The following is a 14,384-nucleotide window of genomic DNA, read 5'->3' as shown; positions in this document are numbered from 1 at the left end:
GTAGTTATCGCGTAATGCGAGAAATGTGCGGCGCAGGCGCGACGAGGGGAGCAGGACGTGGGTGGCACGACGCTGGTGAAGGGCGCCGAACGGGAGGTCCCGGCCGCGGCCGTGGCGCCCGAGGACCCTCAGGAGGCGCCACCGCCCCAGGAGTACGTGTCGGCGGCCGAGGGACTCAGCCCGGCACGCGTCCGCATGGTCTTCGTCGGGCTCATGCTCGCTCTGCTGCTCGCCGCCCTCGAGCAGATGATCGTCGCCACCGCGCTCCCGAAGATCGTCGGTGAGCTGCACGGCCTGGACAGGATGTCCTGGGCGATCACCGCCTATCTCCTCACGTCCACGATCGGGCTGCCCATCTACGGCAAGCTCGGCGACCTCTTCGGGCGCAAGGGCGTCTTCCAGTTCGCGATCGTCGTCTTCATCATCGGCTCCGCGCTCGCCGGCTGGTCCCGGACGATGGACCAGCTCATCGCCTTCCGCGCCATCCAGGGCATCGGCGCGGGCGGCCTCATGATCGGCGTACAGGCGATCATCGCGGACATCGTGCCGCCCCGGGAACGCGGCCGCTACATGGGCCTCATCGGCGCCGCGTTCGGCCTCGCGTCGGTCGCGGGGCCGCTGCTCGGCGGCTTCTTCACCGACCACGTGACCTGGCGCTGGTGCTTCTACTTCAACGTACCCTTCGGGCTCGTGACCCTCGCCGTCGTCAGCTTCGTACTGAAGCTTCCCAAGCGCACGAGGAAAGCCCGACTCGACGTGATCGGCGCGCTGTTGCTCGCCTCGGCCTCCACCTGCCTCGTGCTTCTGACCAGTTGGGGCGGCACCGAGTACGAGTGGGGCTCGCGCGTCATCCTGGGTCTCGCGGCAGGGTCCTTCACCTCCGTCGTGCTCTTCACCGTCGCCGAACGCTTCGCCGCAGAACCGATCATCCCGCTGCGCCTGTTCCGCGATTCGGTCTTCAACATCACGGGCCTGGTGGGCATGGTCGTCGGCGTGGCCCTCTTCGGAGCGGCCAGTTACCTGCCGACGTTCCTGCAGATGGTCGACGGTGCGAGCGCCACCGAGTCCGGACTGCTCATGCTGCCGATGATGGGCGGTGTCGTCGGCGCCTCGATCCTCTCCGGACAGCTCATCAGCCACACCGGGCGCTACAAGATCTATCCGGTCGTCGGCGGCATCCTGTCCGTCATCGGCATGTGGCTCCTCTCGCGGCTCGAAGTCGACACGCCCCGGCTGCACTACAGCATCTGGATGGCCGTGCTGGGCGCGGGAGTCGGCCTCGTCATGCCGGTGCTGATCCTCGCCGTGCAGAACGCGGTACGCCCCGCCGACCTCGGCACCGCCACCAGCGCCAACAACTACTTCCGGCAGATCGGCGGCAGCGTCGGCGCCGCGATCTTCGGCACGCTCTTCGCCGACCGTCTCGCGGACTCGCTCGCCGACCGCGTCCCGGCCGGCGCGGGCATCGCGGACCCCGAGGCCATCACCCCGCAGCTCGTCCACGCGATGCCCGCCCCGCTGCGCGACGGCTACATCCAGGCGTACGCCGACGCGATGCCGCGGATCTTCCTCTATCTGGTGCCGGTGCTCGTCCTCGGCATGCTGATCACCTTCTTCCTCAAGGAGACTCCCCTGTTGTCCAGCGCAGCAGCGTCCCCGGACGCCCCCACGACAGAAACCACGCCCCTTCCCCAGGCCCGCGCCTCGTCGTACGCCGCAGGAGTGCCCGTCTGCGGCACCGTGCAGCACCCGGACGGCACCGTGGTGCCCCGCGCCGCGCTGACCCTCATCGACGTCGGCGGCCAGCAGATCGGCCGTGGCGCGAGCGGCGACGACGGGCGGTACGCGCTCTCCACGCCGGGCTCGGGCTCGTTCGTCCTGATCGCGGCAGCGGGCGGCCACCAGCCGCAGGCGGTCACCGTCACCGTCGGAGAGCGCCCCGTGGAGCTCGACGTGGTGCTCGGCGGCGCGGGACGCCTGGCCGGCAGCGTGGTCACCGCCGACGGGACCCCGGTCAGGGACGCCGCGGTGACCCTCACCGACGTGCGCGGAGAGGTCGTCTCCAGTACGCGAAGCGGGCGCGAGGGCGGCTACGTCATCACGGAGCTGGTGGCGGGCGAGTACACCCTCGCCGCCAGCGCCCCGGCCTTCCGGCCCGCGGCCATGCCCGTCACCGTGCAGGCCTCTCGCGAGACCCGCCAGGACGTCGAGCTCGCGGGCGGCGCCGTGCTGCGCGGGACCGTGCGGGCCAGCGGGGGGCGGCCCGTGGAGGACGCGCGCGTGACGCTGCTCGACGCGGCGGGCAACGTCGTGGACACCCTCACGACCAGACAGGACGGCACGTTCCGGTTCATCGATCTGTCGTCCGGCGAGTACACGGTCATCGCCGCGGGCTACCCGCCGGTGGCCACCGTGCTCCAGGTCGCGGGCGGCGGGCGTACGGAGCGGGATCTCCAGCTGGGACACGAGGACTAGCGAGGACCGGAGGGGCCGACTCTGGCGGGGCGGCGCAAAGTACCCGCCGGCGGCGCCCCCGTGCCGCCCAATTCCCCCATTGCACCGCACGGCAACCTGCACCGGTCGTACGGTGGTCGGGGCGGCGCAGGTCTTCGCGGTGCCGCCGGAAGGAGCGTTGGCCATGGAATCTGGCACCCCGGGCGGGCCGGTGGCGCAGCCTGCCACGGCCGGCCGGATCCCCCTCGCCGTGGTCGTCATCGACGGGGCGGGCGCCGTCTCGCACTGGAGCACCGGCGCGCGCAAGCTGTTCGGGTACTCCAGGGAGGAGGCCGTCGGCAGCCCGGCGGGCGACCTGCTTCCGGTGTCCGGCGCGATACCGGAGGGGCACGCGGACTTCGGTGTCTACGACGGCCTGGGGCCGGACCTGGAGACCTCCCTCGACGGACGCATCTCGTACCCCTCGGCCGGGCGCGCCCGGCTCTCCGTGCCCGGCGGGCTCTCCGCGTCGGACGGGCTCTTCGCGCCGGGCGCTGAACTCCACCGCGTGGACGTCCTGTGGTGGGCGTACCCGCTCGTCGGCCCCGGACCCGAGCGGCTGCTCGTGCTCGCGGCCGACGCCGACCGCCTCGCCGGCGAGGAGGGTCGCGAGCCGGGCCAAGTGGAGCGCATAGCACCCGGGTTCGCCCTGCACACGGACTTCCCCGGAGCGGACGACCTGGCGCGCCGCCTTCCCGAGATCCTGCCCAGCATGAGCGTGGGCGAGAGCTCCCGCATCGTGGCGCAGATCCTCGAACTGGGCTATCCCGTCCTGGAGTTCAGTAAGCAGGACCGCGTGCCCGTCACCCCGGACTGGGGAGTGCCCCGGCGCGCCGAACGGGGGGCGCGCAGGCTGCGCGATCGGCGGGCGACCGCCGACGGCATCTCCCCGGAGCTCGAAACGCCCGACGAGAGCGAGGACCTCGAGTACGCGGCGGTGCGCGAGCGCCTGGAGTTCCTGAACGAGGTCAGCGGGCGCATCGGCTCCTCGCTCGACCTCTCGCGGACGATCATCGAGGTCAGCCGGGCCGTCGTGCCACGGTTCACGGACGTGGCGGGCACGTACCTGCGCGAACAGGTCGTGGCGGGGGAGGGCTTCCCCGAGGGGCCGCCGGACGAGACGACGATGTGGCACCGGGTGGCCGTGGAGCACACGGACGAGCCGGGACGCTGGGACGATGTCGTGCCCGTCGGCGAATCCATGCCCTTCCCCTCGCACACGCCGTTCTTCCAGTGCATGACCTCCGGCGATCCGGTCCTCGTACCGCGCATCACGGAGGAGATGGGCAACGCGATCGCCTCGCAGTTCGAGAAGCGTGACATCCGCCCGCTCATCAACCACCGCTCGATGCTCGTCGTACCGCTGAAGGCCCGCAACGTGGTGCTCGGATTCATGATCCTGCTGCGCCACCGCGAGCGGCCCGTCTTCAACGACATGGACCGCGTCACCGGCGCCGAACTGGCCGCCCGCGCGGGCCTCGTGCTCGACAACGCCCGCATGTACACCTACCAGGAGAGCGTCGCCGACACCCTCCAGGACAGCATGCTGCCGCACATCGAACCGCGGATGACCGGCTGCGACATCGCCACGCGCTATCTGCCGGGCACACTCCTGGGCCGGGTCGGCGGCGACTGGTTCGACTCCGTGAAGCTGCCCGGGTCGCGCACGGCGCTCGTCGTCGGCGACGTGATGGGCCACGGGCTCAACTCGGCGGCGATGATGGGCCAGTTGCGCACGGCCGTGCAGACCATGGCCGCCCTCGACCTGCCGCCCGCACAGCTCCTGCGCAACCTCGACGACCTGGCACAGCGGCTCGGTGAGCACTACCTCGCGACATGTCTGTACGCGATCTACGACCCCATCGCGAGCGAGTTGCACCTCGCCAACGCGGGGCACATCCCGCCCGTCCTCGTCCGTGCCGAGGACGGCCGCAGCGAACTCCTCGAGCTGCCGACCGGGGCGCCCATCGGCGTCGGAGGCGTGCCCTTCGAGGCGGTCACCGTCCCTGTGGCGCCCGGCGACCGCCTCCTGATGTGCACCGACGGCCTCGTCGAGGTGCGCGGCGAGGACATCGGCGTCGGCCTGGCCACCCTCACCGAGTCCGCGGCCCACCCGGCGGCCTCCATGGACGACGCCTGCGACACCATCATCCGGGCGCTCAACACGCGCGGCGGACGCAAGGACGACGTGGCCCTCCTGATGGCGCGGCTGAACGGCGTCGCGGACGAGGACGTCGCGAGCTGGCGTCTTGCGGTCGACCCGAGCGAGGTGAGCAGGGCCCGCGATCTGGTGCGCGGCCAGCTGATCACCTGGTCCCGCGAGGCCCTGTCAGAGACCGCGGAGCTCCTGGTCAGCGAGCTCGTCACCAATGCCGTACGGCACTCGCGCGGCCGCCGTGTCGAACTCCGCATCGTCCGCTCCGGGGCCACGCTGATCTGCGAGGTCGAGGACGACGATCACACCCTGCCCACGCTCCTGAGCGCGGGCCCCGGCGACGAGTTCGGGCGCGGGCTGCGGATCGTCAGCGTGCTCGCCAAGGAGTGGGGGACCAGCCGTACCACCGCCGGCAAGACCGTGTGGTTCGAGCTGGGGCCGCCACGTAAGGGGAGGGCCTGAGGGGCTCTCGGGGCGCGCGCTCGGCGGGAACACGTCGAAGGCGCGGTGAATGCGTGCGCCGGTGACTTGCCCGTGCACCCTGGGCGCGGTAGACCGATCTTGCCGTCGGCTTCGGCGGCCGTCGTCGCATCCTGGGGAGCTGGGCATGAGCGTCACGAGTCGGTACAAGGAGGCCTGGGAAGGGTTCTGGCGGGAAGCCCCCGACGAAGAGGGGGCCGTCCTCTGGGACGCCGAACCCGTGCTCACCGTCGGCATCCATCTCGCCCTCTTCGAACCGCACATGAGGGCCGCGGGACTCCCCGTAGTGGACGTCGGCTGCGGCAACGGCACCCAGACCCGCTTCCTGGCCCACCGCTACCCGCGTGTCCTGGGCATCGACCTGTCCGCCGCCGCCCTGGAACACGCACGGCGGGCCGACCCGGCGGAACAGGTCGAGTTCCGGCAGGTGGACGCCGCGGAGCGGACCGAGGCCGAGCAACTGCACGCGGAACTCGGTGACGTGAACGTCTATCTGCGCGGGGTGCTCCACCAGTGCGATCCCGCCGATCGTCAGCCGCTCGTCGACGGCATCGCGGCACTGACCGGCGAGCGCGGCAGAGCATTCGTCGTCGAACTCGCAGAGGCCGCGGGGACGGTACTGAGAGGCCTAGCCGAGAGCCCCGATGGCCCGCCACCGAAGCTGGCGCCGATCTTCGCGCACGGCATCGCTCCGGGAGAGGTCGCGGACGCGGCGGTGCCGGAGTACGTGGCAGCGGCGGGGCTCACGGTGCTGGCCGAGGGCGAACTGCCGCTGATCACAACCGAGTTCACCCCTGACGGCACGCGGATCGAACTGCCGTCGCGGTGGCTGGTGGTCGGGCGGGCGAGGTGAGCCCCGGGGGCCGGGCGGCCGTTGGAAGCCGGGAGTCGGGAGTGCTCGGTCTCGGCGGACCGGATACTCAAGAGCCGGATGCCCGCCGAGACGAAGGCCCCCTTGCGGGACGCGGCTCTGGGTGCGGGGCCCGGCGTTGAGTCGCGCAGGGGGCCTGACCGGGCTCTGGTTTCGGCGTGACTCCGGCCCCGGACCGCGGTCGCGACGGCGGTCCTCGGAACCCGCCCACGCCGTGCCCCCCCTCCGGGCCTCCGCGGGCCTCAGTCCACCGTGACGGTGACGGCCCCCGGCACCGCACTCCCGGGAGCTGCCCGCACCACGTCACGGACCACCTCGCGGGCGGTCCTCTCGAAAGTCCTGATCGCCCCCGTGCCGTGGCCGGCCCGCCAGACAAGGCCGTACCCGATCGGCTCGGCGCCTGCGAAGGGGACGTACGCGACACCTGGCCGGGTGAAGTACGTCCCGGTGTGCGCGGGAGCGAGGAACGCGCCCCTGCCTCCCGCGACCAGCATCAGCGCCTCCTGCATGTTGGTCACGCCCGGACCGCGGCTGATCGGCCTGCCGGAGGGGGTGCGCGAAGGGACGTGGTGTTCGAGCCAGTAGTCGGGTACCTCGCCGTCGATCGTCAGGAGCGGCACGTCGGCCAGGTCCTCGAGCGACACCGAGTCCCGCGCCGACAGCGGATGCGCCGACGCGATCGCGAGGACCCGTTCCTCCGCGAGCAGCGCCGGACCCCCGCCCAGGTCCTCCTCGCGCACCGGGAACTCCGTGAGCTGCACGTCGAACTCGCCCTTGCGCAGCGGCCCGTACGGATCACCGAGCGGCACCTCGCACACCTCCACCGCGAGCCCCGGGTGGCTCACGCGCAGCACCTCCGTCGCCCGCATCACGATCTCGCCGGCCAGCGGATTGGCGAAGCCGACGTGCAGCACGCTGTCGATGCCGCGCGCGGTGGCCGCGGCCCGCTCGACGGCGGCGTCGATGGCCCGGTGGTGCGGTTCCAGGTCGGCGCGGAGCTGGCGGCCGAGCGCGGTGAGGCCGACGCGGCGGCTCGTGCGGATGAACAGCGGGGCGCCGACACGGCGTTCGGTGCGCTGGATCAGCTGGCTCACCCGGGCGCGGGAGAGCCGCATGCGCTCGGCCGTCCTGCCGAAGTGCAACTCCTCGGCGAGCAGCAGAAAGCACTCCAGTTCATCGCGTTCCATCGACGTCCCCCCGGCAGTTCGGATCGGTAAGCCTGGTTGAACGAACGTTGCGATCTTCGCCGTTGTTCCGCCCCCGCGTCGGATCGATGGTGATCGAGCCGGGAAATCCCCCGCATCAGCGGTCAATGGGCGGAAACTGACGTGAGTACGCAGACACCATCATCAGCCGGGGCGCCGAGCGCCTCACCGGTGGGATTCGAGCCCGGAGAGTGGGGCGTCCTGCTCGTCCTGTGCGGCGCGATCTTCCTCGAAGGCATCGATGTGGCCATGCTCAACGTGGCCCTGCCCTCCATCCGCGCCGACCTGGGCCTGTCCACCGGGTCCCTGCAGTGGGTCATGAGCGCCTACGTCCTCGGCTACGGCGGCTTCATGCTGCTCGGCGGCCGAGCGGCCGACCTCTTCGGGCGCCGCCAGATGTTCATCCTCTGGCTCTCCGTCTTCCTGGCCTTCTCCGGGCTCGGCGGCTTCGCCACCGATGGCTGGACGCTGATCGTCGCCCGCTTCGTGACCGGCGTCGCCGCCGCCTTCATGACTCCGGCGGGCCTCTCCATCATCACCACGGGCTTCGCAGAGGGACCGCGCCGCAACAAGGCACTGCTCTTCTACTCCGGCACCGCCGCGGGCGGCTTCTCGATCGGACTGGTGGTCGGGGGGCTGCTGACCGCGCTCGGGTGGCGCTGGGTCTTCTTCGTGCCCGTGGTGCTCTCGGCCCTGATCCTCGTCGCCGCGCTCGCCTTCGTCCCCAAGTCGCCGCGCCCCGACCGCGCCGGCCAGAGCGTCGACCTCGTGGGTGCCCTCACGGTCACCGCCGCGATCGTGCTGCTCGTCCTCGGGGTGGAGCGCGCGTCGCACGCGAGCGCCGCCGCCACGACCGGCGTCCTCGCCGCGGGCCTCGCCCTCATCGCCGTCTTCGTCGCCGTCGAGCGCCGCTCGGCCGCGCCGCTCGTCCGCCTGGGGATCTTCCGCAGCGGCGCCCTGGTCCGCGCCAACCTCTCGGGGCTCTTCTTCGCGGGCGGCTTCTTCGGATTCCAGTTCCTGGTCGTTCTCTACCTCCAGGAGCTGCGGGCCTGGTCCACGCTCCAGACCAGCTTCGCGATGCTCGTGATGGGCGTCGACGCGGTCCTCTCGCCCACCCTCACCCCCAAGCTGGTCGAGCGCTTCGGCAACGCGCGGGTGATCTTCGGCGGGCTGCTGCTCGCCGCGCTCTCGTACGCTCTGTTCCTGCCGGTGGGCGCCGACTGGACGTACCTGGCGATGTTCCCGAGCCTGATCATCCTGGGCCTCGGCTTCGCCCTCGCCTACGGACCGCTCACCATCGTCGCCACCGAGGGCGTCAAGGAGGAGGAGCAGGGCCTGGCAGGCGGGCTGCTCTACACCGCCTTCCAGTTCGGCGCCGCGCTCGGCCTCTCCACGGTCACCGCCGTCAACGTCTGGGCCACCACGTCCAGTTCACCCTCCGCCCTCCTCGACGGCTACCGCGCGGCCCTGTGGATCCCGCTCGCCGCGGCCCTGCTCGCCGCGTTGATCAGCGCCTCCGGGCTCCGCTCGCGGCCGGGCGCCGCGCCGGCGTGAGGAACTCCGCCGCGACCCCGTGCCGATCCGTGGCACGGGGTCGTCCTTTTGTGCTGCCGGCACTCCGGACGTTCTCAAATGCCACGAGCAGAGGACTGCCCGACACCAAGCCTGCCATGGCGGTCCATCGTTCCTACGATCATCGGATTCCGCGGAAAGGGCTGGTCGCAGGCCGTGCGAGGTGGGTTCGGTGGTCTGGACCACCGATAGATATCCACAGGCCTGGCCGAGGCGGCGGCGCAGCGCGTACGGTTTCGAGACATGAAGATCCCCGTCACGACTGCACGGTGTCGCAAACTGCTGTCAGCGGCCCGACAGCACGCCGCTGACCTGCGAGGAGACGGACCGTCATGAAAATTCTGATCAGCGCCGACATGGAGGGCGCCACGGGCGTGACCTGGCCGGCCGATGTGCTGCCCGGCACCCCGCAGTGGGAGAGGTGCCGCTCGATGTTCACCTCGGACGTGAACGCCGCCGTGCTCGGCTTCTTCGACGGCGGCGCCGACGAGGTGCTCATCAACGAGGCGCACTGGACCATGCGCAATCTGCTCCTCGAGGAACTCGACGAGCGGGCCGAGATGCTCACCGGGCGGCACAAGGCCCTCTCCATGGTCGAGGGCGTCCAGCACGACGACGTGGACGGCATCGCGTTCATCGGCTATCACGCGGGTGCCGGCATGGAGGGTGTGCTCGCGCACACCTATCTCGCCAACTCGATCACCGGCGTGTGGATCAACGGCGACCGGGCGAGCGAAGGACTGCTCAACTCCCATGTCGTCGCCGAGTACGGGGTGCCGGTCGTTCTCGTCACCGGCGACGACCTGGCCTGCGAGGACGCGCTCGGCTATGCGCCCGGCGCGCTGAAGGTCGCCGTCAAGGACCACGTGTCGCGGTACGCGGCTGTGTGCCGCACCCCGCGGCGGACCGCATCCGACATCCGGGCCGCGGCGAAGGAGGCAGCGCCCCTCGCCGTGCGACACGATCCGGTCCAGGGCGGCCCGTTCACCGTGGAGCTCGAATTCGACGCCGAGCATCTGTCCATGGCGTCCACCGTCGTGCCGGGCGTGCGGCGCACCGGCGAGCGGAAGATCGCGTACACCAGCGAAACCATGTACGAGGGTATTCGTACGTTCAAGGCGGTCACGACGATCGCATCGGCGGCTGTGGAGGAGCAATATGGCTGAGGAGCAGCCGGGGCATCAGGCCACCGGAGACGTCGACGGGCAGGCGCTCGACGAGGTCGTCCGGTTCACCTCCGATCTCATCCGCATCGACACCACCAACCGGGGTGGCGGCGACTGCCGTGAGCGGCCCGCCGCCGAGTACGCCGCGGAGTGCCTTTCCGGAGCCGGGCTCGAACCACGACTCCTGGAGCGCACGCCGGGGCGTACGAACGTCGTCGCGCGCATCGAGGGCACCGACCCTTCGGCCGACGCGCTGCTCGTGCACGGCCACCTGGACGTCGTGCCCGCCGAGGCCGCCGACTGGAGCGTGGACCCGTTCTCCGGGGAGGTCCGCGACGGTGTCGTATGGGGCCGTGGCGCCATCGACATGAAGAACATGGACGCGATGATCCTCTCCGTGGTGCGCGGCTGGGCGCGCGCGGGCGTGCGGCCCCGGCGGGACATCGTGATCGCGTTCACCGCCGACGAGGAGGCGAGCGCCGAGGACGGGTCCGGGTTCCTCGCCGATCAGCACGCGTCCCTCTTCGAGGGATGTACGGAAGGCATCAGCGAGTCCGGTGCCTTCACCTTCCACGACGGGCGCGGCAATCAGATCTACGCCATCGCCGCGGGGGAGCGCGGCACCGGCTGGCTCAAGCTGACCGCGCGCGGCAAGGCGGGCCACGGCTCGAAGGTGAACCCGGACAACGCCGTGAGCAAGCTGGCGGCCGCGATCGCCCGTATCGGGGACCACCGCTGGCCGGTGCGGCTCACGCCGACGGTCCGGGCCGCCCTGACCGAACTGGCCGCGCTGTACGGGCAGCAGGCGGACCTCGACGCGCCCGGATTCGACGTGGACGCGCTCCTGGAGAAGCTCGGCCCGGCCGCGGGCCTCGTCGCGCCCACCGTGCGGGGCAGCGCCAACCCGACGATGCTGCAGGCCGGTTACAAGGTCAACGTGATCCCCGGGGAGGCCGCCGCCTACGTGGACGGCCGCTTTCTGCCCGGCGGCGAGGAAGAGTTCGCCGCCACCCTTGACCGGCTCACCGGACCGGACGTCGACTGGGAGTTCCACCACCGTGAGGTGGCCCTGCAGGCACCGGTCAACTCCTCGACGTACGCGAAGATGCGAGCGGCCGTCGAGGAGTTCGCGCCCGAGGGACATGTCGTGCCGTACTGCATGTCCGGCGGTACGGACGCCAAGCAGTTCTCGCGACTCGGCATCACCGGCTACGGCTTCTCGCCGCTGAGGACACCGGAGGGCTTCGACTACCAAGCGCTCTTCCACGGAGTCGACGAACGTGTGCCGGTCGACGCGCTGCACTTCGGCGTCCGCGTCCTCGACCGCTATCTGAGAACGGCCTAGGGAACACAAGTGATCATGGGGGAAGAGAAGGACATGATGGAGACCCAGGCTTACGGATCATGGCCGTCACCCATCGACGCGGCGCTCGCCGCGGCCCACGACGGGTCCCCGGCCCATGTGGGCTTCGTTGGGGGCGAGACGTGGTGGACCGAGCCGAGGCCCGCCGAGGGCGGCAGGCGCGCCCTGGTGCGGCGGCGTCCGGACGGCGTCGAGGAGTCCGTGCTGCCCGAGCCGTGGAACGTACGCAGCCGGGTCATGGAGTACGGGGGGCGTTCGTGGGCCGGAGCCGACGCACCGGACGGGCCGCTGCTCGTGTTCGCGAACTTCTCGGACCAGCGCCTGTACGCGTACGAGCCCGACGCGCCCGGGGCCGCGCCGCGCCCGCTGACCCCGCTCTCCGACGTGGGCGGCGGCCTGCGGTTCATCGATCTGTGCGTGCACCTGGACCGGCGCGAGGTCTGGTGCGTCCTGGAGGAGTTCACCGGTGAGGGGCCCACCGATGTGCGGCGGGTCGCCGTCGCCGTGCCGCTCGACGGCTCGGCGGCCGACGACCGCGCGGCGGTGCGTGAACTCTCCGACCACCGGCACAGGTTCATCACAGGGCCCCGCCTCTCGCCCGACGGCACTCGCGTGGCGTGGATCGCCTGGGACCACCCCCGGATGCCATGGGACGGCACGGAACTCCTTGTCGCCGGCGTCCGCGAGGACGGCACGTTCGGTGCGCCGCGGGTGTTCGCGGGCGGCCCGGAGGAGTCCGTCGCGCAGGTGGAGTGGGCGAGCGACGGTCGGCTGCTGTTCGCGAGCGACCGGACCGGGTGGTGGAACCTCTACCGCGCGGACCCGGTGAACGGCGGGCACGAAGCCCCGATCTGTCCGCGCCAGGAGGAGTTCGCAGGGCCCCTGTGGCAGGTCGGCTCCGGCTGGTTCGCGCCCCTGGACAGCGGACTGATCGCCGTCGTGCACGGCAAAGGCGCCACCGCGCTCGGCGTGCTCGACCCGGAGACCGGCGAAGTCGTCGACGCGGCGGGCCCCTGGACGGAGTGGTCGGCGACCGTCGCGGTGAACGGCACACGCGCCGTCGGCGTCGCGGCCAGCCCCCGCAGCGCGTACGAGGTCGTGGAGCTGGACACGAGCACCGGCCGCGCCCGGGTGATCGGAGCCGCGCACGACGACCCGGTGGACACCGCGTACTACCCCGAGCCGCGCATACGCACCTTCAGCGGACCCGCGGGCCGCGAGATCCACGCGCACGTCTACCCCCCGCACCACCCCACCCGCGTCGCCCCCGACGAGGAACTCCCGCCGTACGTGGTGTGGGTGCACGGCGGTCCCACCAGCCGCTCCCCGCTCGTACTCGACCTGGAGATCGCCTACTTCACCTCGCGCGGCATCGGCGTCGCCGAGGTCAACTACGGCGGATCGACGGGCTACGGCCGCGCGTACCGCAACCGCCTGCGCGAGCAGTGGGGCATCGTCGACGTGGAGGACTGCGCGGCCGTCGCCCTCGCCCTGGCCGACGAGGGAACCGCCGACCGCGACCGCCTCGCGATCCGCGGCGGCAGCGCGGGCGGCTGGACCACGGCGGCCTCACTGACCACGACGGACGTGTACGCCTGCGGCACGATCATCTACCCGGTCCTCGACCTCACGGAATGGGCCGCGGGCGGAACCCACGATTTCGAGTCCCGGTACCTCGACTCGATGATCGGGCCGTTCGACGAGGTGCCGACGCGGTACGTGGAGCGCTCGCCCGCGGAGCACGCCGACCGGGTCAGCGCGCCCTTCCTGCTTCTGCAAGGCCTTGACGACGTGATCTGTCCGCCCGAGCAGGCGGAGAGGTTCGTCTCCGAGCTCGAAGGGCGGGACGTGCCGTACGCCTACATCGCCTTCGAGGGCGAGGGGCACGGATTCCGCCGCGCGGACACCTTGATCCGGGCCCTGGAGTCCGAACTCTCCCTGTACGCGCAGGTGTTCGGTCTTGAGCTGTGTGGTGGAACCCCCACCCTGGAGCTCTCCAAGTGACCCCTCTCATACGGCCCGCTCGGCTGACCCCCGGCGCGCGGGTCGCCGTCGTCGCCCCCAGCGGCCCGGTTCCGGAGGGCCAGCTCCAGGCGGGCCTGGACATCCTGCGCGGCTGGGACCTGGAACCGGTCGTCGCCCCTCACGCCCTGGAGCGGCACCCGCGGTTCGGCTACCTCGCGGGCACGGACGCCGACCGCGCCCGTGACCTCCAGGAGGCGTGGTGCGACCCTTCCGTCTCCGCGGTGATCTGCGCGCGCGGCGGCTACGGCGCACTGCGGATGGTGGAGTCGCTCGACTGGGCGGCGATGCGGGCGGCGGGCCCCAAGGCCTTCGTCGGCTACAGCGACATCACCACACTGCACGAGGCGTTCGCGGCGCGGCTGGGCCTGGCGACACTGCACGGCCCGATGGTCGCGGCCCTCGACTTCCTCAAGAACACCCGTGCGCAGGAGCACTTGAGGGCCACGCTCTTCGAACCGGAGCAGGTCCAGGTGATCGCCTCGGGCGGGACCGCGCTCGTGCCGGGCCGTGCGCGGGGCGTCACGCTCGGCGGCTGCCTCTCCCTGCTCGCCTCGGACATCGGCGCTCCCGGGGTACGCGCGTCGGCGCGGGGCGGCCTGCTCTTCCTTGAGGACATAGGCGAGGAGGCCTACCGCCTCGACGGCTACCTCACCCAACTCGCACGCGCGGGGTGGCTGGAGGGGGTGAACGGGGTCGCGCTCGGCTCATGGGTGAACTGCGATCCGTACGACACGGTGCGGGCGCTGCTCCTTGACCGGCTCGGCGGGCTCGGGGTGCCGATGGTCGAGGAGTTCGGGTTCGGGCACTGCGACGGGGCGTTGACTATTCCCTTCGGCGTGGCGGGTGAACTGGACGCAGAGGCGGCGACGTTGACGCTGGATGTGCCCGCGCTGGTCTGAGGAGCACGCCCGGACGCGTCCTCCTTGCTGAAACGCGGTCTGTTGCCGCCCATCGCCGCCCGTCGCCGTCAACTGCCGTCAACTGCCTTCAACCGCCGACGAGAAACTCCTGTCCTGGGCGTTGACCAGCACCTGACACGTGTCACAACATGACC

At 71.4% G+C, this 14,384-nt stretch carries 9 protein-coding genes; 8 read left to right on the top strand and 1 reads right to left on the bottom strand.

Annotated elements, in window-relative coordinates; translation table 11 throughout:
* Positions 1 to 57 precede the first annotated feature (57 nt).
* From ACFVXC_RS02900 to ACFVXC_RS02890, 3 genes are all read left to right on the top strand, one after another.
* A complete protein-coding gene (locus tag ACFVXC_RS02900; RefSeq protein ID WP_389900829.1) occupies positions 58 to 2,475 on the top strand; it encodes an MFS transporter in 2,418 nt (805 codons plus the stop codon).
* Positions 2,476 to 2,638: 163 nt separating this feature from the next.
* Positions 2,639 to 5,110: a SpoIIE family protein phosphatase gene (locus ACFVXC_RS02895; RefSeq protein WP_389900827.1), complete on the top strand. Its 2,472-nt coding sequence runs from the start codon at positions 2,639 to 2,641 to the stop codon at positions 5,108 to 5,110.
* Positions 5,111 to 5,255: 145 nt separating this feature from the next.
* Positions 5,256 to 5,981 carry a class I SAM-dependent methyltransferase gene (locus tag ACFVXC_RS02890; protein ID WP_389900825.1) on the top strand — a complete coding sequence of 242 codons (726 nt, stop codon included), beginning with the start codon at positions 5,256 to 5,258 and terminating at the stop codon, positions 5,979 to 5,981.
* Between the two features lie 260 nt (positions 5,982 to 6,241).
* On the opposite strand, the gene ACFVXC_RS02885 is transcribed toward ACFVXC_RS02890, so the two are convergent.
* Positions 6,242 to 7,186, bottom strand: a complete 945-nt coding sequence (locus tag ACFVXC_RS02885; protein WP_389900823.1) for a LysR family transcriptional regulator — start codon at positions 7,184 to 7,186, stop codon at positions 6,242 to 6,244.
* 189 nt (positions 7,187 to 7,375) lie between these two features.
* Here ACFVXC_RS02885 and ACFVXC_RS02880 point away from each other — a divergent pair, with 189 nt between their 5' ends.
* The 5 genes from ACFVXC_RS02880 (at position 7,376) to ACFVXC_RS02860 (ending at position 14,229) form a co-directional block, all read left to right on the top strand.
* Complete coding sequence (locus tag ACFVXC_RS02880) at positions 7,376 to 8,758, top strand: MFS transporter (RefSeq protein ID WP_389901547.1); 1,383 nt, start codon at positions 7,376 to 7,378, stop codon at positions 8,756 to 8,758.
* A gap of 350 nt (positions 8,759 to 9,108) precedes the next feature.
* Positions 9,109 to 9,942, top strand: coding sequence for a M55 family metallopeptidase (locus ACFVXC_RS02875; RefSeq protein ID WP_389900821.1), 834 nt, complete (start codon positions 9,109 to 9,111; stop codon positions 9,940 to 9,942).
* The gene (locus ACFVXC_RS02870) at positions 9,935 to 11,287 is read left to right on the top strand and encodes a M20/M25/M40 family metallo-hydrolase (RefSeq protein WP_389900819.1); all 1,353 of its coding nucleotides are present in this window, start codon (positions 9,935 to 9,937) and stop codon (positions 11,285 to 11,287) included. Before ACFVXC_RS02875 ends, ACFVXC_RS02870 begins: the two co-directional genes overlap by 8 nt.
* A gap of 36 nt (positions 11,288 to 11,323) precedes the next feature.
* Positions 11,324 to 13,309 carry an LpqB family beta-propeller domain-containing protein gene (locus tag ACFVXC_RS02865; protein WP_389901546.1) on the top strand — a complete coding sequence of 662 codons (1,986 nt, stop codon included), beginning with the start codon at positions 11,324 to 11,326 and terminating at the stop codon, positions 13,307 to 13,309.
* On the top strand, positions 13,306 to 14,229 hold the full coding sequence (locus tag ACFVXC_RS02860; protein ID WP_389900817.1) for an LD-carboxypeptidase: 924 nt from the start codon (positions 13,306 to 13,308) through the stop codon (positions 14,227 to 14,229). The genes ACFVXC_RS02865 and ACFVXC_RS02860 overlap by 4 nt, the downstream gene beginning before the upstream one ends.
* The last annotated feature ends 155 nt before the right edge of the window (positions 14,230 to 14,384 follow it).

The sequence above is a fragment of the Streptomyces sp. NPDC058257 genome (assembly GCF_042881845.1).
Taxonomy (GTDB): Bacteria; Actinomycetota; Actinomycetes; order Streptomycetales; family Streptomycetaceae; genus Streptomyces.
The sequence above is the reverse complement of the archived record's forward strand: the minus strand, read 5'-3'. Positions and strand labels throughout refer to the sequence as shown.

Bases quoted from the DNA above. Each gene is read 5' to 3' on its own strand.
- ACFVXC_RS02895 (WP_389900827.1), top strand. From the start codon at position 2,639: ATGGAATCTGGCACCCCGGGCGGGCCGGTGGCGCAGCCTGCCACGGCC.
- ACFVXC_RS02890 (WP_389900825.1), top strand. From the start codon at position 5,256: ATGAGCGTCACGAGTCGGTACAAGGAGGCCTGGGAAGGGTTCTGGCGG.
- ACFVXC_RS02885 (WP_389900823.1), bottom strand. From the start codon at position 7,186: ATGGAACGCGATGAACTGGAGTGCTTTCTGCTGCTCGCCGAGGAGTTG.
- ACFVXC_RS02875 (WP_389900821.1), top strand. From the start codon at position 9,109: ATGAAAATTCTGATCAGCGCCGACATGGAGGGCGCCACGGGCGTGACC.
- ACFVXC_RS02870 (WP_389900819.1), top strand. From the start codon at position 9,935: ATGGCTGAGGAGCAGCCGGGGCATCAGGCCACCGGAGACGTCGACGGG.
- ACFVXC_RS02865 (WP_389901546.1), top strand. From the start codon at position 11,324: ATGGAGACCCAGGCTTACGGATCATGGCCGTCACCCATCGACGCGGCG.